General features: G+C 74.0%; 21 protein-coding genes. 11 read left to right on the top strand and 10 right to left on the bottom strand.

Going from position 1 to position 24,563, the window contains the following annotated elements:
* Positions 1-139: 139 nt before the first annotated feature.
* Positions 140-925, bottom strand: a complete 786-nt coding sequence (locus tag ACFWA9_RS05575; RefSeq protein ID WP_380383494.1) for a serine/threonine-protein kinase — start codon at positions 923-925, stop codon at positions 140-142.
* Positions 926-1,247: 322 nt separating this feature from the next.
* Here ACFWA9_RS05575 and ACFWA9_RS05570 point away from each other — a divergent pair, with 322 nt between their 5' ends.
* Positions 1,248-1,826: a TetR family transcriptional regulator C-terminal domain-containing protein gene (locus tag ACFWA9_RS05570; RefSeq protein WP_380383352.1), complete on the top strand. Its 579-nt coding sequence runs from the start codon at positions 1,248-1,250 to the stop codon at positions 1,824-1,826.
* A 344-nt stretch (positions 1,827-2,170) separates the two neighbouring features.
* Here ACFWA9_RS05570 and ACFWA9_RS05565 read toward each other — a convergent pair whose 3' ends face one another.
* Together ACFWA9_RS05565 and ACFWA9_RS05560 are read right to left on the bottom strand one after the other, a co-directional pair.
* Positions 2,171-3,145 carry a quinone oxidoreductase gene (locus ACFWA9_RS05565; RefSeq protein WP_352292957.1) on the bottom strand — a complete coding sequence of 325 codons (975 nt, stop codon included), beginning with the start codon at positions 3,143-3,145 and terminating at the stop codon, positions 2,171-2,173.
* A gap of 71 nt (positions 3,146-3,216) precedes the next feature.
* Positions 3,217-4,620, bottom strand: a complete 1,404-nt coding sequence (locus ACFWA9_RS05560; RefSeq protein WP_380383349.1) for an MFS transporter — start codon at positions 4,618-4,620, stop codon at positions 3,217-3,219.
* Positions 4,621-4,709: 89 nt separating this feature from the next.
* Here ACFWA9_RS05560 and ACFWA9_RS05555 point away from each other — a divergent pair, with 89 nt between their 5' ends.
* The 6 genes from ACFWA9_RS05555 (at position 4,710) to ACFWA9_RS05530 (ending at position 13,508) form a co-directional block, all read left to right on the top strand.
* Entirely contained in the window at positions 4,710-5,144 is a 435-nt protein-coding gene (locus tag ACFWA9_RS05555; RefSeq protein ID WP_380383346.1) for an ArsR/SmtB family transcription factor, read from the top strand.
* A gap of 1,987 nt (positions 5,145-7,131) precedes the next feature.
* On the top strand, positions 7,132-8,496 hold the full coding sequence (locus tag ACFWA9_RS05550; RefSeq protein WP_380383343.1) for a fatty acid desaturase: 1,365 nt from the start codon (positions 7,132-7,134) through the stop codon (positions 8,494-8,496).
* 108 nt (positions 8,497-8,604) lie between these two features.
* Positions 8,605-9,078, top strand: coding sequence for a cobalamin-dependent protein (locus ACFWA9_RS05545; protein ID WP_380383341.1), 474 nt, complete (start codon positions 8,605-8,607; stop codon positions 9,076-9,078).
* A gap of 5 nt (positions 9,079-9,083) precedes the next feature.
* Positions 9,084-10,520 carry a methylaspartate mutase gene (locus tag ACFWA9_RS05540; protein WP_380383340.1) on the top strand — a complete coding sequence of 479 codons (1,437 nt, stop codon included), beginning with the start codon at positions 9,084-9,086 and terminating at the stop codon, positions 10,518-10,520.
* A complete protein-coding gene (locus tag ACFWA9_RS05535; RefSeq protein WP_380383338.1) occupies positions 10,517-12,457 on the top strand; it encodes an FAD/NAD(P)-binding protein in 1,941 nt (646 codons plus the stop codon). Before ACFWA9_RS05540 ends, ACFWA9_RS05535 begins: the two co-directional genes overlap by 4 nt.
* Positions 12,458-12,506: 49 nt before the next feature.
* Entirely contained in the window at positions 12,507-13,508 is a 1,002-nt protein-coding gene (locus ACFWA9_RS05530) for a methyltransferase (RefSeq protein ID WP_380383337.1), read from the top strand.
* Positions 13,509-13,645: 137 nt separating this feature from the next.
* On the opposite strand, the gene ACFWA9_RS05525 is transcribed toward ACFWA9_RS05530, so the two are convergent.
* Positions 13,646-14,179 carry a helix-turn-helix domain-containing protein gene (locus ACFWA9_RS05525; RefSeq protein ID WP_329486093.1) on the bottom strand — a complete coding sequence of 178 codons (534 nt, stop codon included), beginning with the start codon at positions 14,177-14,179 and terminating at the stop codon, positions 13,646-13,648.
* 120 nt (positions 14,180-14,299) lie between these two features.
* On the opposite strand from ACFWA9_RS05525, the gene ACFWA9_RS05520 reads away from it, so the two are divergent.
* On the top strand, positions 14,300-15,775 hold the full coding sequence (locus ACFWA9_RS05520; RefSeq protein WP_380383335.1) for an MFS transporter: 1,476 nt from the start codon (positions 14,300-14,302) through the stop codon (positions 15,773-15,775).
* A complete protein-coding gene (locus ACFWA9_RS05515) occupies positions 15,768-16,193 on the top strand; it encodes a DUF427 domain-containing protein (protein WP_359837582.1) in 426 nt (141 codons plus the stop codon). The genes ACFWA9_RS05520 and ACFWA9_RS05515 overlap by 8 nt, the downstream gene beginning before the upstream one ends.
* Before the next feature lie 139 nt (positions 16,194-16,332).
* On the opposite strand, the gene ACFWA9_RS05510 is transcribed toward ACFWA9_RS05515, so the two are convergent.
* From ACFWA9_RS05510 to ACFWA9_RS05500, 3 genes are all read right to left on the bottom strand, one after another.
* Positions 16,333-17,160 carry a class I SAM-dependent methyltransferase gene (locus ACFWA9_RS05510; RefSeq protein WP_380383333.1) on the bottom strand — a complete coding sequence of 276 codons (828 nt, stop codon included), beginning with the start codon at positions 17,158-17,160 and terminating at the stop codon, positions 16,333-16,335.
* 115 nt (positions 17,161-17,275) lie between these two features.
* Positions 17,276-18,070, bottom strand: a complete 795-nt coding sequence (locus ACFWA9_RS05505; protein WP_380383331.1) for a spermidine synthase — start codon at positions 18,068-18,070, stop codon at positions 17,276-17,278.
* A gap of 71 nt (positions 18,071-18,141) precedes the next feature.
* On the bottom strand, positions 18,142-19,098 hold the full coding sequence (locus ACFWA9_RS05500; RefSeq protein WP_380383329.1) for an alpha/beta hydrolase: 957 nt from the start codon (positions 19,096-19,098) through the stop codon (positions 18,142-18,144).
* A gap of 267 nt (positions 19,099-19,365) precedes the next feature.
* On the opposite strand from ACFWA9_RS05500, the gene ACFWA9_RS05495 reads away from it, so the two are divergent.
* Positions 19,366-20,787 carry a selenium-binding protein SBP56-related protein gene (locus ACFWA9_RS05495; RefSeq protein ID WP_352292932.1) on the top strand — a complete coding sequence of 474 codons (1,422 nt, stop codon included), beginning with the start codon at positions 19,366-19,368 and terminating at the stop codon, positions 20,785-20,787.
* 352 nt (positions 20,788-21,139) lie between these two features.
* Here the strand turns inward: ACFWA9_RS05495 and ACFWA9_RS05490 are convergent, their stop codons facing one another.
* The 3 genes from ACFWA9_RS05490 to ACFWA9_RS05480 all read right to left on the bottom strand — a co-directional run bounded on the left by ACFWA9_RS05490 (position 21,140) and on the right by ACFWA9_RS05480 (position 23,418).
* Positions 21,140-21,577, bottom strand: a complete 438-nt coding sequence (locus tag ACFWA9_RS05490) for a DUF6114 domain-containing protein (protein ID WP_352292930.1) — start codon at positions 21,575-21,577, stop codon at positions 21,140-21,142.
* Between the two features lie 215 nt (positions 21,578-21,792).
* A complete protein-coding gene (locus ACFWA9_RS05485; protein ID WP_380383326.1) occupies positions 21,793-22,440 on the bottom strand; it encodes a DUF6230 family protein in 648 nt (215 codons plus the stop codon).
* 138 nt (positions 22,441-22,578) lie between these two features.
* A complete protein-coding gene (locus tag ACFWA9_RS05480; RefSeq protein ID WP_380383325.1) occupies positions 22,579-23,418 on the bottom strand; it encodes a TetR/AcrR family transcriptional regulator in 840 nt (279 codons plus the stop codon).
* Positions 23,419-23,825: 407 nt separating this feature from the next.
* On the opposite strand from ACFWA9_RS05480, the gene ACFWA9_RS05475 reads away from it, so the two are divergent.
* On the top strand, positions 23,826-24,497 hold the full coding sequence (locus tag ACFWA9_RS05475; RefSeq protein WP_359808001.1) for a Tat pathway signal sequence domain protein: 672 nt from the start codon (positions 23,826-23,828) through the stop codon (positions 24,495-24,497).
* The last annotated feature ends 66 nt before the right edge of the window (positions 24,498-24,563 follow it).

The following is a 24,563-nucleotide window of genomic DNA, read 5'->3' as shown; positions in this document are numbered from 1 at the left end:
ACGGGTCACCACTGCAGCATGCCCGAGCCCGGAACTTGGAGGTGGCCGTGGGACCCCCGGCCTCTCGCACGTCACCTGAGCGGAGCATCACGGCGCCATCGGCGTTGACGGCTTGAGTCGCGTCAGATCCGACGTTCCGCTACGGAGAGTCCGTCTCCCCGATGCGTGCGGCGGAACGCAACGCGGTCACGAACTCCCGACACGATCTGTAGCGATCCGCAGGAGGCTTGGCCAGGGCTTTCGCCATCACGCGGTCGACGGTCGGCGCGATCCCCGGGCGCTTCCGGGACAAGTCCGGCGGCGGCTCGTACTGGTGCGCCCACAACAGCGCGAGGTCATCGTCACGCTGGAACATCGGTTCACCGGCCAGGGCCTCGTAGACGACGCAGGCCAGACTGTACAGATCGGACCTCCCGTCCCCCGGACTGCCCAAGATCTGCTCCGGCGCGACGTAGTCCACGGTTCCGATGAAGTGCTGCAACACGATGGGGGCGTCCGGTGATTTCGTGATCCCGAAGTCCGTGAGATATGCATAGTAGGGATCTTCGCTGCCGCTGCTCCTGGCAACCAGGATATTCCCGGGCTTCACATCCCCGTGGACGAGGTTGTGCTCGTGCGCCGCATCCAGTGCCGACGCCACTTGCCCGGCGATGAGCAGCGCAGTCGTCACGGGAAGGCGCCCGTCCCGGTCCAGCAGGGCTCCCAGGTCCAGCTCGACACAGCGCATGGCGATGTACAGGAAACCGTCGAACTCCCCAGCCGCGAAGATCGGCACGATATGTGGATGGTCGATAGCCGCGGCAACACGCGACTCTTGGATGAAGCGTCGACGGAAGACGTCATCCCGCGCCAGCTCGGGCGCGAGCAGCTTCAGCGCCACCATGCGGTTCAACCGCAAATCCTTCGCCTGATAGACGACGGCCATCCCGCCACGGCCGATCTCGCGTTCCAGCTGGTAGCCGGCGATCTGCGCGCCGATCAAAGAGCCACCGTCCTCGACGATCGCCGCCCGGAGTCGTGACCGGGCCACACTGAAACCACTGGGCAGGGCCAGAAGGAGGAGGCCGGTCCAAGGAACTCGCCTCCGTGCTGGAGTCTAACCACCAGGGTAGGAATCTGACCGTCTGCCTGAGGTTCGGGCGGGTTGTCGCGCCTCTGTCCGTATCCGGTGCACCGGGCTGTGGTCCGGCTTTCCGGTCCGGTCTTGCCCGGTTCCGCTGTAACGAGTGGTAGGTACACTGAGCGGCATGACGAAGAAGGAGGCGCTGACCCGCGCCGCGGCCGAACTCCTCTGGGAACGCGGGTACACCGGCACCAGTCCGGCCAAGGTCCTGGAGCGCGCGCAGGCCGGGCAGGGCAGCATGTACCACCACTTCTCCGGCAAGGCGGAGCTGGCGCTGGCGGCCATGGCGCGGATGAGCGAGGAGCTCCGCACCCGGGCCGAGACCGCGCTGGGCGGCGAGGGCGGGGCCGTCGACCGCGTCAACGCGTTCCTCGACCTCGAACGCGACCCGCTGGCGGGCTGCCGCATGGGGCGACTGACCCAGGACTACGACATCGTCACCGACGAGCGCCTCCGCGCCCCGCTGGCCGAGTTCTTCGGCTGGCTCGACGAACGGCTGACCGCGGTACTCACCGAGGGGGTGCGTACGGGCGAGCTGCGGCCCGGCACCGACCCGGCGGCGACGGCCTCACTGGTCATGGCGGCCGTGCAGGGCGGGTACGTCCTGGCCCGGGCCCAGCAGCAGCCCGCGGCCTTCGACCGGACGGTCGAGGGGCTCCGGCGGGTTCTGGCCGACCTCCGGGCCCACTCGGACGGGAACTGACGACGAGGGTGCGCACCCGCAGCACGCACCCGGCCGCCCCGCCGGCAGGCCCTACCGGACGCGGCCTGACGCCGTACTCGTGGCAGCCAGGGGCGTAGCCTGCCGGGATTCCCGCGGCTGAGCCGTCGGTGGGGCGGTGACCTGGCCGGCTCCGGCGCTCCTCCCGGCCTGCGGTTCGCCCTCCCGGGCCGAAGGGGCGATCCGCAACATGCGGGGGGACCGGGAAAGCCGCGGCGGGTGACCGGAACAGCAGGCCGCTGAGCACAGCGGGGACCTCGTGACGACTCCGTACCGTGGCCGGCGGGCGCCCCGGGGAGCCGGTGACGGGGGCGCCCGCACGGCGGTCAGGCGGTGGGGAGCAGGAGGAGTTTGCCGGTGGTGTGGCCGGACTGGAGGGCGGTGTGGGCCGCGGCGGCATCGGCGAGGGGGTGCCGTGCGGCGATGGTGAGGGTGAGGCGGCCCTCGCGCAGCCAGTCGAAGACCTCGGCCGCGCGGGCACGCAGTTCGGTGGGGTCGGTGGCGTGGTCGACCAGGGTGGGGCGGGTCAGGAAGACGGAACCGTGGCCGGCGAGGGACTGGGGGTCGAGGGCGGGGGCGGGGCCCGAGGCGGCACCGGCCAGGACGAAGGTGGCGCGGCGCGCCAGGCAGGTCAGGCCGGCGCCGAAGGTGTCGCGGCCGATGCCGTCGAAGACGACGTCCACGCCGCGGCCGCCGGTCAGCTCGCGCGCCCGGGCGGCGAACTCCTGCTGGGTGCGGACGATCACCTCCTCGGCACCGGCCGCGGCGGCGGCGGCGGCCTTGGCCGGGCTGGAGACCGTGCCGATCACCCGGACCCCGGCGGCGGCGAGCAGGCGCGTCAGGTGGGAACCCAGGCCGCCGGCGGCGGAGTGGACCAGCGCGGTGGCGCCCTTGCGGGCGGGCCAGGTGCTGGTGGTCAGGTAGTGGGCGGTGAGGCCCTGGAGGAGGACGGCAGCGGCATCGGTGTCGGGGATGTCGTCGGGCACCGGCACGGTGGCGTCGGCCCGCACGACGACGAGTTCGGCGTAGCTGGCGGGGGCGGCCCACCAGGCGACGCGGTCCCCGACGGCGGGTGAGGTGACGCCGGGGCCGGTGGCGACGACGGTGCCGGCGCCCTCGCAGCCGGGGGTGAAGGGGACGGTCGCGCCGGTACGCCCCTCGCGTTCGTAGACGTCCTTGAAGTTGACGCCGATGGCGCCGGTACGGACCAGGACCTCGCCGGGGCCCGGCACCGGGTCGGGGAGGTCGACGGGGGTGAGGGCCTCGGGGCCGCCGGGCTGGTGGACCACCACTGCACGCATGGGTGTTCGTTCTCCTCGGATCGTCGGTCGGGATGGGAGGGGGAAGGCCGGGAGGCCGGAGCTGCTCGGGGTCAGCGCACGCTGCGGTGCACCGCCCAGCTGACGGCCACGAAGCCGGCCGCGACCAGCGCCAGGCAGATGCGCAGGCCGCCGGCGCCGGTGCCGGCCAGGACCGGGCCGAACAGGGCGATCGCGACCGCTCCACCGACCTGGCGGAAGGCGTTGAGGGAGCCGGAGGCGAGCCCGGAACGGTCGGGGGGCAGGGCCCGCAGCGCCAGGGTGGGCAGCGAGGGGCCCATCAGGCCGGCGCCGAGCCCGAGCAGGCAGCTGCCGGCCGTGAACAGCCACCAGTCGGGGGTGGCGGCCAGCGGCAGCAGGGTGAGGGCGCCTGCGGCGGCGGTGGCCGCGCCGATGATCAGCAGGACCCGCACCCCGGTGCGCTGGACGGCGCGGGCCAGGACGAAGGAGGCCAGGCTCCAGCAGAGCGCGAAGGGGACGAAGGCGAGGCCGGCCCCGAGCGCGTCCCGCCCCCAATGGCGTTGCAGGTGCAGGGAGATGGCGAACTGAGCGCCGTAGGCACCGAACTGGTAGAGCGCGCCGACGGTGAGGGCGGGGGTGAAGCCGGGGCGGCGGAAGGCGTCCAGGGGCAGGACGGGGTGGGCGGCGCGGCGTTCGGCGACGACGAAGGCGACGCCGGCGGCGAGGGTGATGGTGGCCAGGACCAGGGTCAGGGGCGCGCTCCAGCCCAGCGCTCCGGCCTGGACCAGGGTGCCGATGCCGGAGCCGACCAGGGCTGCGGTGGCGAGCTGGCCCGGCACGTCCAGCCGGACGGCGCGCACCGGCGAGGGGGCGACCTTGCGCCCGCAGACCACGGCTGCGGCCAGTCCGATCGGGACGTTGACCAGGAAGATCGCCCGCCAGCCGACGCCCGCGGTCAGCGCGCCACCCGCCACCGGACCGGCTACCAGGGCCAGCGAGCTGACGCCGCCCCAGATGGTGAAGGCCCGGGCACGGGCGGCGCTTTCGGGGTACATGTGCGCGATAACCGCCAGGGAGGCGGGCAGCAGGCCGCCCGCGGCCACGCCCTGGACGGCGCGGGCGGCGATCAGGGCCCCGATGCCGGGGGCGGCCGCGCAGGCGGCCGAGGCCGCGACGAAGAGCAGCAGACTGACCTGGAACAGGCGGCGGGCACCGAGCTTGTCGGCGAGGGCGCCGCCGCCGAGCAGACAGGCGGCCATGGCGACGGTGTAGGCGTTGACCGTCCACTCCAACGCGGCCAGGGAGCCGCCGAGTTCGGCGCTGAGGTCGGGCAGGGCGACGTTGAGCGCGCTCCCGTCCAGCAGGACCATGAAGAAGCCGAGGCAGACCGAGCCGAGCGCGCCCGCGCCGGGCCCGGAGGTGCCGGCAGGCCCGCCGGCGCCGGGGCGGCGGCGCGGGAGCAGGGCGCGCCCGGGGGTCTCGATGGCCTCGCTCATCGGGGCGGCCCTCCTTCGGATGGGAAGTCGTCGGTCCTGGTCCGCGAGAGGCGTTCGCGGTCTATAGTGTTCGATGGAGGTCGATCACCATGAATGAAAGTCGCAGCCGTGACGGTTCGTCAAGTGCGGTGACTCCGGCGGGTGACAGCCTCTCCCGGCGGGCGCGCGGCCTGGAGCACACGGACCCGGCGGAGGTGACGCTGCACGAGGTGCTGCAGGTGCTCGCCGATCCGGTGCGGCGCACGATCGTGCGCGAGCTGGCCGGCAGCGCGGACTGGAGTCGCGCCTGCGGCACGTTCGAACTGGGCGTCAGCAAGGCCACCAGGAGTCACCACTTCACGGTGTTGCGCCAGAGCGGCCTGGTCGAGCAGCGCGACGCCGGCGCCCGGCGCTTCAACCGGCTGCGCCGGGCCGAGTTCGACGCGCGCTTCCCCGGCCTGCTCGCCCTCGTCCTGGCGGAGGACACGACCGGCACCAGCAGACCCTCCGACGGCGCCGACTGCGCTCCGGGCATTGCCAGTTGACAAACCCTGTCATAGCTTTGTCGCAAACAACGGACGCGCGGGGACGGCCGCGGGCCGCACCGGCCACCCCTCGCGGGGTGCGCCAGGGGGCGGGCCCGGGCCGTTCCAGGTCGCCGGAGCCCGACCGCCGGCCGCGGGACTTCCCCGCGGTCGCCCTCGGGGCCGCGCCACGCGGGCCCGAGACCGTTCGGCGAACGGAGCCGGAATGCGAGTGGCGAACGCGTCCGACAGCACCGGCATCGAGGGTCCCTCCTCTCGGGGGCGATCGGCGCACCGGGACGGCGGCGGTGGCGGCGCGGTGACGGTGGCGGCGCGGTGACGGTGGCGGAAGCGGTGACGACGACCGAGCGGTGACGGAACGGCGGCAGTAGCGGTAACGGTGACGGTGACGGAGCGGGAGCGGCGGTGACATGGTGACGACAGCGGAGCAGCCGGCGACGGGCCGGCGGCCGAGGCGCTTCCGCCCGGAGCGGCACGCCGAGCAGACCCGGCTGGCCGTCGGCCAGGTGTCGCCCGACCACCGCTCGCGCCTGGAGACGGACAACCCCCGCCGCTCGCCGCGGACACGCGGCCGGCTCGCCGCAGGCCCGGCCGTACCACCGGCCGAGCGCGGCGCCGACCGGGCGCGGGCCGGTTCCGCGCGGGCGCAGGCCGCCACCGCACAGACCGGGCCGCCCGGGGAGCCCCGGGCGATGGAGCGCACGCCCGGACGCCCGTCGGCGGGAGTCGGGAGCCGACAGGAGGCCCGGCAGGCACCCGCGGCCCAGCGGTCGCAGGTCTCGACGACGCGGGCGGCGGTCGGGACGGGGATCGGGGCGACGGACGGACCGCACTGCCGAGCCGTCGAACAGTCACGAGAACTGCCTTCCGGCGCCGATCACTTGACACCCGTACCGACGACTCCGACACACCGGGCGGGCGCGGGGGCGCGGGGCCGGCAGGGGCGCACCGCGAAGACCGACCGGCCGGCGGGCCGGGCTCTGGACGGCCTGGCCACCCCGAACAGCCATGACGAGCAGGCGGGCCGGACGCGACCGAGGACGGCAAGGGGCGCGCTGCGACGGCACAGCGGGTGCGCCGTGCGGTCCGGCGCGCCGACCGCCGAGGCGCAGCAGGCGGTCGGCCCGGTGCGCGGTACCGGCCGGCGGGCGGTGCCGCTGCCCCTGCGCTCCGGGTGCCGGCAGGACGGTGACCACGAACGCGCGCCGTCCTTCGTCGAGGAGGCGCGCAACAGGGACCTGCCGACCCTTCATGACCACTGGTGCGCGCAGATGTCGTGCGGCCGCCGTCTGCCGCCGGGTGCGCAGGCGCGGGGCCGGGCAAGGCCGCGGACGGTGCGGGCGGAGAGCGCTGGGTTCGCGAGGTGTCTGGATCTGGTGACCGGCGCACGGAAGGCGCCGGCCGCGGCCGTGGATCCGGTTCGACCACAGGGCTGTCGCATGGTCTGCACTGTGAGTTCCTTCCCCCTATGGAAACCCCCAGGTGGGGGCACCTTGCGTACCACCAGGCATCAGAATGGACCCCGTCGCGTTCCCTCGTCCGCCGGCGGAGTCACTCCCTGATTGCCAGTCAGGTTCGTTCACCAGTTCTGGCGAGCGTAACCCATTCGCGTTCGCACTGACCAGAGCTGACGGGATGTCACTCGCCACTCGGATGCGGCTTGACTTGATCCGAGAGCCGTGGTTAGCGTAAAGCCGCACTGACCGCAGGCGACATGACAAGGTTGCGCCACTATGGCGCCGCGCCGCCCGCCGCCCGCCGCCTGGGACGTCCACCCTCGGGCCGCCCCCGCGTTCCTCCCGGTTCATCCGGCCCTACCGGCCGTGGGCCGGGCATTTCCTCGCGCCATCCCGTTGTCCAGACCTGTGTGCTGTTCGAACAGCGGTTTCACGACCATCGCCGTGCCCCGCTCCGCCATGCCCGTGCGCACCACGGGGTGGAGCGGGCGAAGCGTCATGCCGCCGCCCGGCAGAAAGGCACGCCCACCATGAGACCTGGCAACACCGCGTCGCACTCTCCGACGACGCGCCACACCGACTCCGACGACGCGCCGCAGACCACCACCGCGCCACCGAGCACCACCGCGCCGCGCACCACCACCGCACCGCAGGGCGCCACCGCACCGCGCACCACCGCCGCGGCGAAGGCGGCCGCCGCAGCACGCCCGGCCGGCGACGAGACGGCCGCCGACCCGGTGCGCGAGAGCATGCGGCGCCTGCCCGGCCCGCTCCAGCTGCCGCTCACCTTCCTGACCGGGCGCCCGCTGGCCGGCCAACGCCCGGTGGCCCTGTCACCCGGCTTCCACCTGGCCACCGCCTCACTGTCCGTGCTGGCCGGCGCCGCGGTCTCGGCGACCGGCTTCGTCCTGGGCACCTGGTTCCTGCTCCTGCTGCTTCCCGGCTGGGCGATGACCCTGCACGGCCAGCGGAACCTGCGGATGATGATCTACCACCAGTGCTCGCACCGGAACATGTTCGGACACCGCCGGCTGGACACCGTCATCGGCAACGTCATCTCAGCCCTCCTGGTGATCCAGAACTTCGAGCGCTACAGCCGCGAGCATGTCGCCGACCACCATGCCGTGCACCACATGACGTTGCGCGACCCCACCGTCCAGGCCTTCCTCATCAGCCTCGACCTGCACCCGGGCATGACCCGGCGCCGGATGTGGCGCAGGGTGCTGCTCAAGGCCGTCTCGCCCCGGTTCCACCTGGCCTTCGCGATCTCCCGGGTGCGCTCCTTCTGGCACAACAGCGCCGCCGCCGAGAAGGCCGTCGCCGTCGCCCTGTACGGCGGCGGCGGGGTCGCGGCGGTACTGCTGGGGGCCTGGCCGGCCGTGCTGGTGGTCTGGTTCGTGCCGGTCGGCGTGCTCTACCAGATCAGCAACACGCTGCGGCTGTGCGTCAAGCACACCTTCCCCGCGCCCGGAACCACGGTGCGCCGCGGCCGCGAGTACTTCGGGAGCCTGACCAACGCGATCTTCATCGGTGAGGCGGCGCCCGCCCCCGGCCTGCCCGCCGCCACCGCCGCGCTGCGCTGGCTGCGCTGGAGCGGCCGGATGGCGCTGGTGCACTTCCCGACCCGCTACCTGGTGTTGACGGGCGACACCGTCGTCCACGACTACCACCACCGCTACCCCGCCAGCCGGCAGTGGCACGACTACATCTTCGCCCGCCAGCAGGACCTCGTCGACGGCCACCGCAACTGGCCGGCCTACACGGCCGAGTGGGGCCTGGTCGCCGCGATCAACCGGGTCTTCGACTCGCTCTCCGCGGCCGACCCGGAGGAGTTCGACGTCGCCCGCATCCGCTCGGTCAGCAAGCGCGAGCTGTTCGCCGCCTTCGACGACTGACCGGGCGCCCGCACCCGACGACCGCCAGGCCCTCGGGTCGCTCCGCCCCACACACCACCCCGTACCCGCCCGCACTCCACGGATAGGCGGTTCCCCATGCCCACGCCCATGCCCCTGCCCACCCGTCCGACCGGCGCCCCCGACCGCGGCGGCCGCCTGGTGATCCTCGGCGTCGCGGCCAGCGACAGCCACGCCGTCGCCAACCACCTGATCGCCCACGCCCTGCGCGCCGACGGCTTCACCGTCGTCAACCTCGGCACCTGCACCCCGGTCGACGAGTTCGCCGACGCGTGCGAGCGCCACCCGCAGGCCGAGGCCGTCCTCATCGGCAGCCTCAACGGACAGATCCACGAGGACCTGCACGGCCTCGCCGAGGCCAAGCGCTCCGGCCGCATCCACTGCCCGGTCGTGGTCGGCGGCAACCTCTCGGTCGGCAGCGTCAAGGACGAGTCCTCCGTCACCCGCCTCTACGACCTGGGCGTCGACCGCGTGCTCGCCAGCGCCGCCGACCTCGTCCCCACCCTCGACGCCCTGCACGCCCCCACCGCGTCCGACCGCGTCCCGGCCGCCGCCGCCCGGTGACCCCCGTGCCCACCGCCCCCGCGCCGCCCACCCTGGAGGAGTCGGCGGCCTACATCACCCAGCTCGGCAAGCCCACCGCCGCCGAGGTGCTGGCCCGCGCCCGGACCAGCGGACGCACCGCCCTGCAGCCGCGCTGCGGGGTCGGCGGGCACCGCGAAATGGCCGTCCTGCTCAAGGAGCTGGAGACCGAAGGCCGCCCCGACCTGCTCACCCTCACCATCGACTCGCACACCCGGCTGCGCCGCTTCGAGCACGCCGCCCGGGCCCTGCGCACCGACCACCGCACCCTCAACGGCTATCCGCTGGTCACGCACGGCTGGCAGCGCGGACGGGAGCTGAACGAACTGGTCGCCGTCCCGCTGGAGATCCGGCACGGCTCCCCCGACCCGCGCGAGCTCTTCGCCACCGCCGTGGCCTGCGGCATCACCTCCTTCGAGGGCGGCGGCATCTCCTACAACCTGCCCTACTCCAAGGACGTGCCCCTCGCCGACTCGCTGGCCGCCTGGACCGAGGTCGACCAGCTCTGCGGCGAACTCGCGCACCTGGGCGTGGTCATGGACCGGGAGCTGTTCGGCACCCTCACCGCGGTCCTGATCCCGCCGTCCATCAGCCTGGCCATCAGCGTGCTGGAGGCCGTCGCCGCGGCCGCGGCGGGCGTGCGGTGCATCAGCGTCTCCTACCCGCAGAGCGGCCACCTCGCCCAGGACATCGCCGCCCTGCGCGCCGTGCCCGTCCTGGCCGCCCGCTACCTGCCCGCCGGCCTCGACGTCCACGCCGTGCTCCACGAGTTCATGGGCGTCTTCCCCCGCCGGCGCCACCACGCCGACGACCTCATCTTCTACGGCGCCATCACCGCCCGCCTGGGCGGCGCCTCCAAGCTCATCACCAAGACCTACCAGGAGGCCCACGGCATCCCCGACGCCGCCGCCAACGCCGCCGGGCTGCGCCTGGCCGCCGTCGCCCGCTCCCCCCTGCTCGACTTCATCACCGTCGACGAGGGCGCCGTCGCCGAGGAACTGGAGTGGATCCTGCGCGAGACCGCCGAGATCGTGGAACCCGTCCTGGCCGCCCCGCGGTTGGACAGCGCGATCGTCACCGCCTTCGCCGCCGGCCGCCTCGACATCCCCTTCAGCGCCAGCCGCCACGCCCGCTCCGAGGTCATCCCGCGCCGCGACCGCGACGGCGCCGTGCGCTACCACTCCCCCGGCCGCCTGCCGCTCTCCCGCGCCAGCACCGAACGCAACCGCCGGCTGCTCGACGGCCCCGCCCGCCCCGGCGCCGGCACCACCGAGCTGCCCGGCTCGGAGCTCTTCCAGGCCCTGCGCCGCGACATCGACTACTTCCCCCTGCTGTTCGGCGAACTCCCCCAGGACGCCGCCGCCCCGGGCGGCTCCGCCGCCGACAGCGCCACCTCCACCCCGGGAAAGGAACCCGCCCTGTGACCACCAGCCAAGCCATCCTCCGTGTCGGGATCGTGGGCGCCGGACCGCGCGGCGTCGTCGCCCTGGAGCGGCTGTGCGCCAACGCCGCGCTGGTGGCGCCCACGGTCCCCGTCGAGGTGCACCTCATCGACCCGTACCCCGCCGGCGGCGGCCGCGTCTGGCGACGCGACCAGGACCGCTCCCTGCTGATGAACACCGTCGCCTCCGACGTCACCGTCTTCACCGACGAGTCCGTCCCCTGCGAGGGCCCCATCCTGCCCGGCCCCACCCAGTACCAGTTCGCCCGCCTGGTCGCCGAGGGCCGCGTCACCGACGTCACCGACGCCGAACGGCAGGAGGCCTCCGGCATGCTGCCCTGGTCCTACGGCAGCCGCGCCTTCAACGGCGCCTACCTGCGCTGGGCCCTGCAGGAGATCATCCGCACCGCCCCCGCCCAGGTCACCGTCCACGTCCACGCCACCCGCGCCACCGCCGTCGACGACACCGACCGCGGCACCCAGCTCCTGCACCTGGACGGCGAGGAGCAGCCCCTGGAGTGCGACGCCGTCGTCCTCGCCCAGGGCCACTTCGACGTCGCCCCGACCAAGGGCCAGCAGGACTTGAAGGACTTCGCCGACCGCCACGGCCTGCTCTACCGCGAACCCCTCAGCCCCGCCGAATGCGACCTCGACGCCATCCCGGCCGGCCGGCCCCTGGTGCTACGCGGCCTGGGTCTCAGCTTCTACGACTACGTCACCCTCTTCACCCAGGGCCGCGGCGGACGCTTCGAGCGCGACGGGGACGGCGTGCTGCACTACCACCCGTCGGGCCGCGAACCGCTGCTGTACGCCGGCTCGGGGCGCGGCGTGCCCTACCTCGCCCGCGCCGAGGTGCACCTGGAGGTCGTCCCCCGCTACCAGCCGCGCTTCCTCACCGCCGAGGTCATCACCCGCCTGCGCCGCGCCGCCGGCCGGGGCGAACTGGACTTCCGCGCCGACCTGTGGCCCTACATCGCCAAGGAGGTCGGCTACGTCTACTACCGCAGCCGTCTCGCCGACGCGCCCGAGGCCGAGCGCGAGGGCTTCCTGGCCGCCTACGCCGACCTGGACTGGGACACCCCCGCCATGCGGCAGCTGATCACCGACCGGTTCGAGGACCCCGACCAGCACTGGGACTGGGACCAGGTCGACCGCCCCAGCCTCGAGCGCCGCTTCGCCGACCGCGCCGCCTACCGGGACTGGATCACCGGCCGCCTGGGCTGGGACCTCGAACAGTCCGCCCTGGGCCCGGCCCGCAGCCCCTTCAAGGCCACCGCCGCCATCATGCGCGACCTGCGGGACGAGATCCGCCAGGTGATATCCCACCAGGGCCTGCGCGGCGGCTCCTACCGCGACCACGTGGACCGCTGGTTCAGCGGGCTCAACAACTACATCGCCAGCGGCCCCCCCACCGCCCGCGTCGAGGAGCTCGACGCCCTCGTGCGCGCCGGAACCGTCCACCTGGTCGGCCCGCGCATGAAGGTCGAGGCCGACGAGGCCACCGGGCGCTTCCTCGTCTCCTCCCCCTTCGTCGACGAGGCTCCGCTGGCCACCGAGGCCCTCCTGGAGGCCCACCTCGCCCTCACCGACGTGCGCCGCGCCACCGATCCGCTGCTGCGCCGCCTGATCGAGACCGGCGGAGCCCGCCCCCACGTCATCCCCGACGCGCAGGGCGAGCCCTACACCACCGGCGGCCTCGACGTCGCCGAGGTCTCCTTCCGCCTGCTCGACTCCGGGGGCACCGCCCACCGCGGCCGCTTCTCCTACGGCCCCCCGGTCGAGTCCGTCCAGTGGGTCACCGCCATCGGCGCCCGGCCCCACGTCGGTTCCCGCACCCTCATCCAGGGCGACGCCATCGCCCGCGGCTGCCTGCACACCGGCGTGGAGAACCTGCGCCGCCGTGCTCTCGCCCTCGCCTGACCGCACGTCCCTCCGGCCCCCTTACCCCGATCGCAGGAGAGTCCCCACGATGACCGACACCGCCGCCCGCCGCATGATGGACCTGCTCATCGGCCCCTGGGCCACCCAGGCCGTGCACACCGCCGCCACCCTGGGCCTGGCCGACCTCCTGGCCGCCGAGCCCGCCACCGCCGCCGAACTCGCCGAGCGCACCGCCACCCACCAGCCCTCGCTGACCCGGCTGCTGCGCTTCCTCGTCGAGCTCGACGTGCTGGCCACCGACGCCGACGGCCGCTACCGGACCACCGACCTGGGCCGCACCCTGCGCACCGAGGAGCACGGCTCCATGCGCGACCTCGCCCTGCTCTACGGCGACGAGTTCTACGCCGGCTGGGGCCAGTTGCTGCACACCGTGCGCACCGGCGAGAACGCCTTCGAACACGTCCACGGCGCCGCCATGTACCCCTACTTCGCCCGCACCCCCGAGCTCACCGCCCGCTTCGACCGGGCGATGGCCGCCAGTTCCTCCTTCTTCGAGCCCGTCCCCGCCCTCTACGACTTCTCCCGCGCCCGTACCGTCGTCGACATAGCCGGCGGCAACGGCGCCCTGCTCACCACCGTGCTGCGCGCCCACCCCGCCCTGTCCGGCGTCCTGTTCGACACCGCGCACGTCATCGAAGCCGCCCGCACGGAGCTCGCCGACTCCCCCGGCGCCGATCGCATCGGCTTCGAGAGCGGCGACTACTACGAGAAGGTCCCCGCCGGCAGTGACGTCTACCTGCTCTCGCGCGTCCTGCACGGGCGCGACGACGAGGCGTGCGTCCGGGTGCTGGAGCGCATCCGCGAGGCCGTCACCGCCGACGGCGCCCTGTTGATCATCGAGCGCGTCATCCCCGAGGACGGGACCCCGTCCCTGGCCGCCTGGTTCGACGTCCACATGCTCGCCATCGCCGGCGGCTTCGAGCGCAGCACCGCGGAGTACTCCGGCCTGTTGGAGCGGGCCGGCTTCACCCTCGCGGCGGTCCACGACCTGCCGCTGGACAGCCGGCTGCTGGTCGCCGAGCCGCGCTGACCCTGTACCCCGGACCCCGGACCTCGCCGTTGCCACCCTGCCGGGCCGCGCGGGCGCGGCCGGCGCCGGACGGACCCGCCTGCCCAGCCCTCCGGGGCCGGGCGGGCGGGCGTTCGCGCGTGCGCCGGGCCGGCGGGTCAGTCCGCGTCGGGCGACACCAGCGTCAACAGCCGGTGCGGCTTGGCCAGCGCGCGCGAGACCGGGTCCTGGCGCAGCCGGGCCTGTGCGCTCGGGCCCGGCTGCATCGTGATGTGCTCGGGAGCGACCACTCCGCCGCACACCGGGCAGGCGCCCAGCGGGTCGAGCCGCGTCCCGCAGGCCGCGTGACTGAAGACCGTGCGCGGCCCGCCGCTGGAGGCGTTGCGCTCCCCCCACTGCGCCAGCCCGTAGATCGGCTGCCACAGCTCGCGCCCGGCCGCCGTCAGGACGTAGCCGTAGCGCACCGGGGAGCTCTGGTAGGGCTCCTTGTGCAGCACGCCCGCGGCCACCAGGGCCTGCAGACGGCTGGTGAGGACCGCACGCGGGATGTCGAGGTGAGCGAGGAAGTCGTTGAAGCGGTGGACCCCGTAGAAGGCGTCGCGGACGATCAGCAGACTCCAGCGCTCCCCCACCACCTCCAGCGCCCGGGCGAGCGAGCAGTCCTGCTGTGCGTAATCGGTTCCGAGCGCCATGCGGACCAGTCTAGCCGAAGGTTCCTTCACCGAACCCGGCGTGATAGATTCAGTTGAGTTCAATGAACAGACCTTAGATCGGACCCTCTCCCACCTCCCATCGCAGCGAGGACCACCCCGATGACGCCCAGCCCGCCGCCCCAGGGCCGCCGCCCGGCCCTCACCCTCTCGATCGCCGCCTTCGGCACCCTCCTCGTCCTCGTCGACTACACCTCCCCGCTCACCACCCTGTCGCCCACCGCCGCCGACCTCGGCCTCGGCTCCTCCGCCCAGACCTGGGTGCTCACCGGCACCCTGGTCGGCCTGGCCGCCCTGCTCCTCACGATGGGCAGTGCCGCCGACGACTACGGCCGCAAGCGGGTCTTCGGCGCCGGCGCGGTGCTGCTCCTGATCTCCACCGCCGTCTCCGCGGCCGCCACCGGCCCCACCGTGTTCCTGATCGGCCGCGTCCTCCAGGGCTGTGCCGCGGCGGCCGTGCTCGCCCCCACCCTCGGCCTGATCGGCCACGTCTACCCGGTCGGTCCCGGCCGGGTGCGGGCGCTCGGCATGTGGGGCGCCTCGGTGGGCCTGGGCATCGCCGTCGGCCCGGTCTACGCGGCGCTGCTGGAGCGCGCCGGCGGCTGGCGCTCGGTGTACTGGGTGCTCGCGGTGCTGTCCGCCCTGCTGATCGCGCTCACCGCGTACGGCTTGCAGGAGTCCCGCAACGACCGGCCCCGCAAGCTCGACCTGCTGGGTGTCGCCACCCTCGGCGCCGGTGCCTCCTGCCTCATCGCCGGCCTCGCCGAGGGCCGGCACGGCTGGGGCCGCACCCCCGTCCTGCTCCTGCTCGGCCTCGGCGTGCTGCTGCTCGTGCTGTTCGTCCTGGTCGAGGCCAGGATCGCCGAACCGATGCTCGACCTCGCGCTGTTCCGCAGCCCCGGCTTCATCGCCTCCAGCGGCGGCGCGCTGTTCACCGGCCTGGCCATCGTCGGCCTGATGAGCTACCTGCCGATGGCCCTCCAGAAGTCCGCCGGGGAGACCCCCCTGGTGGCCTCCCTGGTGCTCGCGATCTGGTCCGGCCTGTCCGTCGTCTCCGCCCTCCAGGCCCGCCGCCTCGCCAACCGGATGTCCGCCACCACCCAGGTCGCCGCCTCCCTGCTGCTGTGCGGCATCGGCGAGGCCGCCCTCTACGGCATGACCCCCGACGGCTCCTGGACGCACTTCGCCCCCGGCCTCGTGCTCGCCGGCGTCGGCAGCGGCGTCCTCAACGCGGCCCTCGCCCGGCTGGCCGTCAGCAGCGTGCCCGCCGACCGGGCGGCCATGGGTTCGGGCGCCAACAACACCGCCCGCTACCTGGGTTCGGCGCTCGGCGTCGCCATCACGCTGACCGTCGCCGGCCAGGCCACCGACGACCGCGGGCCGCGCTACGCGATGGCCGCCGGGACCGACCACGCCGTCCTGGTCGCCGCGGTGCTGTGCGCGGTCGGGGCGGGCGTGGCCCTGTGGGCGCGCTTCGCCGAAGCCCGCACCCCCGCCGCCGCACCGCCACCCGGCGGCACCGCGGGCGGCGCGGGCGCGGCGGGCACCGTCCAGAGCCCGGCGGTGTCCCGTGGCTGACCAGCGCTCCGACCACGGCACCCGGCCCGGCGCCGCCCCGGACCTCTCCGCCGCCGGCTCCGTGCACCACATCAACGCCGGCATCCTGGTGGAGCCCGGACGCGGCCGGATCGTCGTGCGCGCCGGTGACACCGTGCTCGCCGACAGCCAGCGGCCGATCGTGGTCCTGGAGGGCCGCTACCCCGTCCGCTACTACATCCCGCCCGAGGACGTGCGCCGCGAACTGCTCGCCCCCTCCTGGGAGAGCACCTACTGCCCCTACAAGGGCAACGCCGTGCACTACGCGCTCGCCTCCCACGGCGAGGGCGGCTCCATCGCCTGGTCCTACCCCGTCCCGCTGAGCGGCATGGAGGCCCTGACCGGGCTGATCGCCTTCTACCAGGAACGCGTCGACATCGACGTCGAGCCCTCCGACTGACCCCCGGGTCACCCCGACGCCGTCAGGCCCGCCCCCACCCGGGGGCGGGCCTGACGGCGTCTCACCCCGGAGACGGCGCTGGGCCAAGGCGCCTAGCTGGTGCCGAGGCCCCTCCTGATCCACCGGGGGATCCCGCCGGCTACGGCTGTCCGGCGAAGTCCAGGACGGTGACCGAGGGGCGGTGGGTGGCCAGCGGGGGGACGGTGAGGGCGAGCGGGAGGAGGACCCCGAGCAGGCCTCGGGCGCCGACCGGCCGGACGTCGCGCACCGCGGCCACCGCCGGACTCGCGGTGCGCAGCCCGCCCCGCTCGCGGGCGTCCATCGCCCACGGCATCGGCGGCGGCTCGTAGTCGTGGGAGCGCATCCTCCCGGTCAGGGTGAGCCGGCTGAACCAGCGCGGTACGGCGTCCAGCACCAGCGAGCCGCCGGGGAAGCGTTCGGCGCAGCCCGCGATCAGGGCCTTCACCCGGGGCGGCGGGAGGTACATCAGCAGGCCCTGGGTGGTGATCAGGACCGCCTGGTCGCGGTCCACCTCCTCGGTCCAGCCCAGCTCGGTGGCGTCGGCGGCCAGGTAGCGCTGGCGCGGGCCGGGCGGGAGCAGTTGCTCGCGCAGGGCCACCGACTCGGGCAGGTCCACGGTGAGCCACCGGGCCCGCCCGTTGTCGACCCGCCAGTACTGGGTCTCCAGCCCCTCCCCCAGGCAGACCACGGTGCCGCGCGGCTCCCGGGCCAGGAAGTCGGCGACCTCGCGGTCGAAGCAGGCCGCCCGGAGCGCCTGGAGCTGGGCGGACAGGGCGCTGGCGCCGAAGCGCTCGGCGAAGGGGAAGTCGATCCGCTCCACCAGCTCGACGGCCTTCGGGTCGTCGAGCACGGTGTCCGGCCGCCGGGCCTCCACCGCCCGGTGCCAGAGCGTCCACAGGGCCGTCTCCGGCACTTCCCCCAGCTCGGGCCGCTCGCCGTTGCTCATCACGCGCTCCCTCGGACTCTCGGACGTGCTCCTGGCTCGGACCCGCCGATTCTGACACCGCGGGGCGTGAACCAGGGCGCGCGGCGCTCCGGCGCGCCGGGCTGGCGGCAGCCTGTCAGCCGACGCTGAAGGCGCCGTCCGGGGGCGGCGGGGAGTCCGTCGCCGCGGCGTCGGTGACCGCCGCCGTGCGGCCGGTGAAGGCGGCCAGGTCGGCGCCCTCGGTGAGCCGGGCGGGGAAGATGTCCGCGGCGAGACGGCGCGAGAGGTCGGCCACCGGGAGCGGGCCGGTGGAGCCGGCCAGCAGGATGTTGCCGTAGCGGCGGCCGCGCAGCACCGGCGCCTCGGCGATCAGACAGGCCTCCGGGAACACGGCGCGCACCGTCGCCGCCTGGGCGCGGGCGAAGGCGAGCGGCGGGCCGTCCGCGAGGTTGGCGGCGTAGCAGCCGCCGGGGCGCAGCGCGGCGGCCGCCAGCCGGAGGAACTCCACCGAGGTGAGGTGCGCCGGGGTGCGCGACCCGTGGAAGACGTCGGCGACGACGAGGTCCAGCGAGCCGGCCGGGACGGCCGCCAGGGCCGCCCGCGCGTCGCCGACCGTCGTCGTGATGTCCGCCCCCGGGCCCTGCCACGGCAGGTGCTCCTCGACGAGCGCGAGCAGCGGGCCGTCGACCTCGGCCACCCGCTGGCGCGAGCCGGGGCGGGTGGCGGCGAGGTAGCGGGGCAGGGTGAGGGCGCCGCCGCCCAGGTGGAGCGCGTCGACCGGCCGCCCGGCGGGGGCGAGGGCGTCGACCAGGTGGCCGATCCGCCGGGTGTACTCGAACTCCAGGTGGGTCGGGTCGCCGAGGTCGACGTAGGACTGCGGGGTGCCGTCGAGGGTCAGCAGCCAGCCGCCGTCGCGGTCGATGTCGGGCATGAGCTTGGCGTACCCGAGGTCGGTCGGCCGCCCGACCGGGACCGGCTCCTCCTCGTGCGGGCCCGGCGGGTTCATCCGGACGCCGGCAGGTAGGCGCCGAGCCAGCGGTCGAGCTCGGTGAAGACCTGGGTGCGGGCGGACTCGCCGGACAGCACGAGGTCGTGCATGCCGTCCTCGATCCGCACGATCGTGACGTGCCGGCCCAGGCGCGGGCCCTGGGCGGCGACGTCGTCGGCCCGCAGCACGGCGTCGGCGTGGTGCAGCCTGGCCTGCCAGGTGGTGGTGGCGATCGAGGCGGTGGAGGCCATCAGCAGCACGGGGACGTCGATGCCGAGCCCGCGCCGGACGCGGCGCTGGCCGCGGTCGATGGCGGCCAGCCAGCCGGCGTAGAGCGGAAAGCCCTCGGCCGGCTTGAGGCCCAGGTCGAAGTCCCATTCGCCGCGGTGGTCGCGGTGCAGGCTGTGCACGTAGTGCGGGTTGAGCGTGGAGGGCAGCTTGCGGGTGGCGGCGAGGCGGCCGAGGGCCTGCACGGCGGGGCCGCCGAGGGTGCGGACGGCCGGGGCGGCGGGCATCGAGAGGAACGGGCTGTTGAGGAAGAGTCCGTCGACCACGCCCCGCCCGGCGCGGCGCCCGGCCCACAGGGCGGTCACCAGGCCGCCGGTGGAGTGGCCGTTGACCAGCAGTTCGCGGTGCCCGTCGGTCTCCCGGACGACCCGCACCGCGGCGTCGAGTTCCTCGTCGTAGGCGGCGAGGTCGCGGACGAAGTTCGGCGACTGGTGCGGGCGCAGCGAGCGGCCGTACTTGCGCAGGTCGAGGGCGTAGAAGGAGAAGCCGCGCTCGACGAAGTGGTCGGCGAGGTGGGTCTGGAAGAAGTAGTCCACGTACCCGTGGACGTAGAGCACCGCGCGGTCGCTGCCCGGGACGAGCCGGCGTACCAGGGTGGCGCTGACGGCGCCCTCCTCGTCGGGGGCGAGCGGCAGCTCGACCGCCTCGTAGGGGGCACCCAGGATGTCTTCTCGGAACTCCATGTCCGCCGTACCCGTTCTCTGCTCCGCCTGCCGTGGCAGGACCGCCCATCCGGAGCACCGACGATACCGGCCGGTAGCTCCGCCCTGCCCGGCGGGAGCCGCCCCGGGCGCGGCGAAAGGTCCGGCGGACCGCGCCGGCGGGCCTCGCGGCGGGGCCGGACCGGGCCGCTCCGCCCCCCGTGCGCCTGCTGTGCGCCCGCGGTTCTGTGGCACGCTGCCCGGGCCACTGTCACCTTCCTTGCCCACGAGGCGAGTTGAGGAGCGAACATGCCGCACGGAGACCATCCGCAGCCGGGCCACCACGATCCCTCCCTCTACCGCACAGCGGCGGAGGCGATCGCCGCACCACCGGAGCGGCTGGCCTACGTCGCCGGATTCGACCGGTCGGCGCAGCGGCCGGACGCGCTGATCACCGTGGACACCGATCCGGCCTCGCCGAGCTACGGCCGGGTGCTGAACTTCGCCGAGCTGCCGGGGCTCGGTGACGAGCTGCACCACTTCGGCTGGAACGCCTGCTCCAGCGCGCTCGCGCACGCCTGCCACCGGAACCCGGAGCGGCGCTACCTGCTGCTGCCCGGGCTGCGCTCCTCCCGGCTGCACGTGATGGACACCCGGCCGGACCCGGTGCGGCCGCGGCTGGTGAAGACCGTCCCGGCCGAGGAGCTGGCGGCCAGAGCGGGGTACTCCCGCCCGCACACGCTGCACTGCGGGCCGGACGGCGTCTTCCTGTCCTGCCTCGGCAGCGGGGACGGCGCCGACGGGCCGGGCGGGGTGGCGCTGCTCGACCACACCACCTTCGACGTCCTGCGGGCCTGGGAGACGGAGCGCGGACCGCAGCACTTCGCCTACGACGTCTGGTGGCACCTGGGGACCAACGTCGGCGTCACCAGCGAGTGGGGCACGCCGTGGATGGTCGAGGACGGCGTGGTGCCGGAGCTGCTGCTGGGCCGCAAGTACGGTCACGCGCTGCACTTCTGGGAGCTCGACTCGGGGCGGCACCTGCAGCGGGTCGACCTCGGCGACCAGTACCAGATGGTGCTGGAGCTGCGGCCGGCGCACGACCCGCAGGCGGAGTGGGGCTTCGTCGGCGTGGTGGCCAACGTCGAGGACCTCTCCTCCTCGGTCTGGCTCTGGTACCGGGAGGGGGCGGCCTTCACCGCGCGCAAGGTGATCGAGATACCGGCCGAGCCGGCGAAGCCGGAGGACCTGCCGCCGGCGCTGCAACCGTTCGGCGCGGTGCCGCCGCTGGTGACGGACCTCAACCTGTCGGTGGACGACCGCTGGTTGTACGTATCCGCCTGGGGCACCGGGGAGTTGTTCCAGTTCGACGTCTCGGACCCGTTCCACCCGCGCCCGGCGGGCTCGGTGCGGCTCGGCGGGGTGGCCGCGCGGACGCCGCACCCGGCCGAGCCCGGCCGGCCGCTGAGCGGTGGCCCGCAGATGGTCGAGATCAGCCGGGACGGCCGGCGGCTCTACCTCACCAACTCGCTGTACGGCGCCTGGGACGACCAGTTCTACCCGGACGGCATCGAGCCCTGGATCATCAAGCTGGACGCGGACACCGAGGCGGGCGGACTCAGCGTCGACCCCCACTTCTACCCGCACGGCGCGGAGTTCGGCGGTCTGCGGGTGCACCAGACCCACCTGGCGGGCGGCGACGCCTCCTCGGACTCGTACTGCTTCCGCTGAGGTCGGGGCCGGGGCTCAGCGCCGCCCCTGGAGCGGGGCATGGCGGTCGCGGGCGGGCGGCAGACCGGTGGCGACCGGCCGCGGGTCGCGAAGGTCCTCCCCGGGCAGCGGCGGGCCGAGCAGCAGTGCGTCGGGCAGCCCATCGCGTACTGCCGCCAGCTGTGCGGCAGCCGCGGGTGTTCCACGGTGCCGTACTGGCCGGCCCTGGCCCACCGGTTTCGTCAGGCTCCCCGTGTCCAGGACTCCCGACCCCGCCGTCCGCACCAGGGGCGGCACCCTGACGGGCGCGGCGTCCCGCCTCCGGTGCTCTCCCTTCACCGCAGGCGGGACGCCGCGCCGTCGCCGGCCCGGCTCAGGCTCCGGCCGGGCCGGCCGCTTCGCCCCCGGTCGCACGGCGCAGCCGGCGCCGGCGCGGGGGCTGGTCGGGCAGCCACCCGAAGGTCAGGCAGGCGCCCACCACTCCGAGGATCATGCCGATCAGGAAGCCCCCCAGGTTGGAGGTGACCCAGCTGGCCAGCGAGCTGATCACCGCGAGCACGGAGTAGAACAGCCGCTGGGCCGGGTTGAACAGGATCAGCACGCCGCAGATCGTCATCACGGCCGGCACCAGGTAGCCGGCCATCCCCTGCATCCCGATGTGCAGGATGACCGGCAGCGGTGCCTTCAGCGTGAAGAGGACCTCGGCGCCGCCCAGCAGCACCAGCAGACCGCCCCAGAACGGCCGCCGGCCCCGCCAGGCGCGCCAGCCACGCCCGGTGTGCGCCGGCCCGGCGGGGCCGGCGGACGCCACGGGCGTCGACGGCGGTGCGGGCGCGACGGCCACCGTGCTCGCGGCAGCGTCGGAAGCGGCGGAACCACCTGGAGCACTTGAAGCACTTGGAGCACCTGAAGCAGCGGAGCCACCGGCGGCACCGGACACCCCGGCGCCGACGGCCGCCCCGGCCTCCGCGGCATCGGCGCCCCGCCCGGCCGGGCCGGCGCCGTCGGGTACAGGATCGGTCACCGTCAGCAGCCCTCCGAGCTGAAGCTCAGCCGCAGGTGGGGGAGCTTGAACGCACCCGCGGTGGTGGCGTAGTTGTGCTGCCGCAGGTTGTTGATGGTGACGGTGTCGGCCTGTTGCCCGAACACGCCCGGCAGGCCCTGGACGCCCGCCTTGGTGTAGGTGCTGGCGTCCCCGCCGATCTCGATGTTCTTGAAGGACGCGTCACCGGAGAGCATGTCCGAGTCGGTGGTCAGGTCGGTGGCGATGACGGGGGTGCCGTCGTCGCCGGCCTTGATCAGCAGATTGATGCCGCCGAGGTCGACGCTCTGGCAGAGCTTGGTGAGCTGGGCCTGCTTGATCGCCGAGACGGCGACCAGGACCTGGCCGCCGGTGTCACCCTCGTTGGGGCTGCCCTCGATCATGTGGTCCAGGCTGCCGAACTGTTCGAAGCCGACGCCCTCCAGGCTGTCCGCCGTGACGGTGAACGGCATGCCGGAGATGGCGAACTGGGCGGCGAGGACGCCCTGCGCGGTGAGGGTCATGAGGACGGCGCCGGCGACGACGGCCGGTACGGCCATCAGGGCGGTGCGCCGGAGGCGGACCCGCCCTCTCGACTCGGCGGGCGCGTCGGTGCTTTCGGGCGTGGGGGCGGCGTCATCGGACGTGGCCATGTGTGCTCCCTAGGGTGGTGGGATGTGCAGGCACTGGCACGTTGTCCTGGCGCGGACAGCGTTCTGCGGTCCGGCCGGGTGGGCCGCCCCTCGGCAGCGGGGCGGGCCCGGTCGGACCGCAGATGGATTACTGGGAAGCTACTGCTCAGTAGACGGCGGGTCAATACGGGTGCACGAAGGATCATCGTCCGCGACCGAAGGGCCCGCTTCCAGGGCCGGTTCCGAAGCCGGAACGGGAGCCGGGACGGGAGCCAAGGCAGGCGCCGGCACCAGGTCCTGAGCCGCGGCCAGCCGCCGGGCGGCCTCCTCCGGACCGAGGAAGGGCGCCAGGCAGAACAGGCTCAACATCGGCAGCTCGGACGGCAGTTCGCCGGTCCGGCCGGCGTCGACACAGCGGTAGAGGGTGCTGTAGACGCCACCGACCACCGCGTCCACCAGCGGCTGCACCTCGACGCCGCCCGGCAGTGGGGGCACCTCGGCGAAGAACGCCCGGAACCGGGTGAGGAGTTGCTCGCGCTCACGGCGGCCGGCCGGGCCGACCGACTCCACCTCGATCACCGCCATGGTGGCGAAGGCGGGGACGCGGGCCAGCAGGTCGAGCATCGCGCGCAGGGCGTCGTGGATCCCGGCGCACCAGTTCGGGGCCGCCGCGAAGGCCGCCGCCATCCGCCGGATCACCACGCCGGTGCCGTGCCGGTGGGTGGCCAGGAAGGCGTCCTCCTTGCCGCTGAACAGCTCGTAGAAGACCGGCCTGGTCACCCCGGCCGCGCGGCAGATGTCGCTCACCGTCGCCCGCTGGTAGCCGTGCTCGGCCACGGTGTGGACCAGTCCGTCGAGCAGGCGTTCCCGCTGGGTGGCGGCGACCACGCCGGGGGGCAGCCGGCTCGGGCCGCGCTTGATCGACCGCGCCGGGTCGCGGCCGGTCCGCGCCCCAGGCAGCAGCAGTGCCTCGGCACCGTGAACGGCATCCAGGTCCATCGCCAACTCCTGTGCTCAGTATTGACATTGACGCAAGGGCTGGTTTACAACACTCGCAGGTTTCCAATCGAACGACGCTGAGCCGACGGAAACCTCCACGCGTTCCGACTGTTCAGTATGGCGAACGCATGCCCGGCGGTGGCAGCCGTCGACGTGCACCACTCAGGCACCTCATCGCACGGCCGCACCGCCGCGATCCCCCGCACCACCGCACCTCCCGCACCTCCTCGCCGGACGGCGGGGCCCGTGGCGCCGGGCCCGCCGACGGCACGGGACGCGTGTCCGCAGGTTCTCAGCACCCCCACTCCGCTCCACCCTGCCGCGTGCACCGCGGCAGCTCCCGCCGCGCGATCCCAGCGCGAATCCGCGGGCTCCCCCACCCAGCTCGTACGGAGAGAGGCACCCTCATGCGCATCAGCCGCACCCTCGGCGCCGCGGCCCTGGCCGCCGTCGCCCTGGCGACCGCAGCCGTCACCCCGGCCCAGGCCGCCGGTTCAGCCGTGCTGACCCACACCTCCGTCGGCGGCCCCGCCGTCGCCGTCGGCGACGTCCTGACCGCCAACCTGGTCCCCGGCAGCTACGCCACCTTCTACTCCAGTGCCACCGGCACGAGCGGCATCAAGTGCGCCGTCTCCGCCTTCTCCGCCACGGTGACCAGCAACCCGGCGGCCCCGGGCGTGGCCACCGAGAGCCTCAACAGCCACACCTTCAGCTCCTGCACCGCGAACGTCATCGGTGTCACCGGCGTCAAGAGCATCACGGTCAACAACCTGCCGTACACCAACTCGGTCAGCGACGCGGCCGGCAACCCCGTGACCCTCAGCCCGACGGCGGCCGGTCCGCTCCAGACCACGGTCGTGCTGAACACCATCCTCGGTACCACCACCTGCGTCTACCGCGCGCCCGGCAGCATCTCCGGCACCACCGACAACACCGGTCAGACCATCGGGTTCGCCTCCCAGGCGTTCGCCAAGGTGTCCGGCCCGAGCACCTGCTTCGCCACCGGCTACTTCACCGCCACCTACGGGCCGGTGATCGACAGCTCGGTCGCGGGCAACCCGCACGTCTACATCAACTGACCCTCTGCGCGTAGCAGTAGGCGGGAAACGACGGGGAGCGGCGTGCGGCAGTCATGACTGCCGCAC

The organism is Kitasatospora sp. NPDC059973 (genome assembly GCF_042737525.1).
In the GTDB taxonomy this organism is placed as follows: domain Bacteria; phylum Actinomycetota; class Actinomycetes; order Streptomycetales; family Streptomycetaceae; genus Kitasatospora.
The sequence above is the reverse complement of the archived record's forward strand: the minus strand, read 5'-3'. Positions and strand labels throughout refer to the sequence as shown.

Coding starts and splice junctions, on each gene's coding strand:
- ACFWA9_RS05575 (WP_380383494.1), bottom strand. CDS start 925: ATGGCCGTCGTCTATCAGGCGAAGGATTTGCGGTTGAACCGCATGGTG.
- ACFWA9_RS05570 (WP_380383352.1), top strand. CDS start 1,248: ATGACGAAGAAGGAGGCGCTGACCCGCGCCGCGGCCGAACTCCTCTGG.
- ACFWA9_RS05565 (WP_352292957.1), bottom strand. CDS start 3,145: ATGCGTGCAGTGGTGGTCCACCAGCCCGGCGGCCCCGAGGCCCTCACC.
- ACFWA9_RS05560 (WP_380383349.1), bottom strand. CDS start 4,620: ATGAGCGAGGCCATCGAGACCCCCGGGCGCGCCCTGCTCCCGCGCCGC.
- ACFWA9_RS05555 (WP_380383346.1), top strand. CDS start 4,710: ATGAATGAAAGTCGCAGCCGTGACGGTTCGTCAAGTGCGGTGACTCCG.
- ACFWA9_RS05550 (WP_380383343.1), top strand. CDS start 7,132: ATGAGACCTGGCAACACCGCGTCGCACTCTCCGACGACGCGCCACACC.
- ACFWA9_RS05545 (WP_380383341.1), top strand. CDS start 8,605: ATGCCCCTGCCCACCCGTCCGACCGGCGCCCCCGACCGCGGCGGCCGC.
- ACFWA9_RS05530 (WP_380383337.1), top strand. CDS start 12,507: ATGACCGACACCGCCGCCCGCCGCATGATGGACCTGCTCATCGGCCCC.
- ACFWA9_RS05525 (WP_329486093.1), bottom strand. CDS start 14,179: ATGGCGCTCGGAACCGATTACGCACAGCAGGACTGCTCGCTCGCCCGG.
- ACFWA9_RS05520 (WP_380383335.1), top strand. CDS start 14,300: ATGACGCCCAGCCCGCCGCCCCAGGGCCGCCGCCCGGCCCTCACCCTC.
- ACFWA9_RS05510 (WP_380383333.1), bottom strand. CDS start 17,160: ATGAGCAACGGCGAGCGGCCCGAGCTGGGGGAAGTGCCGGAGACGGCC.
- ACFWA9_RS05505 (WP_380383331.1), bottom strand. CDS start 18,070: ATGCCCGACATCGACCGCGACGGCGGCTGGCTGCTGACCCTCGACGGC.
- ACFWA9_RS05500 (WP_380383329.1), bottom strand. CDS start 19,098: ATGGAGTTCCGAGAAGACATCCTGGGTGCCCCCTACGAGGCGGTCGAG.
- ACFWA9_RS05495 (WP_352292932.1), top strand. CDS start 19,366: ATGCCGCACGGAGACCATCCGCAGCCGGGCCACCACGATCCCTCCCTC.
- ACFWA9_RS05485 (WP_380383326.1), bottom strand. CDS start 22,440: ATGGCCACGTCCGATGACGCCGCCCCCACGCCCGAAAGCACCGACGCG.
- ACFWA9_RS05480 (WP_380383325.1), bottom strand. CDS start 23,418: ATGGACCTGGATGCCGTTCACGGTGCCGAGGCACTGCTGCTGCCTGGG.
- ACFWA9_RS05475 (WP_359808001.1), top strand. CDS start 23,826: ATGCGCATCAGCCGCACCCTCGGCGCCGCGGCCCTGGCCGCCGTCGCC.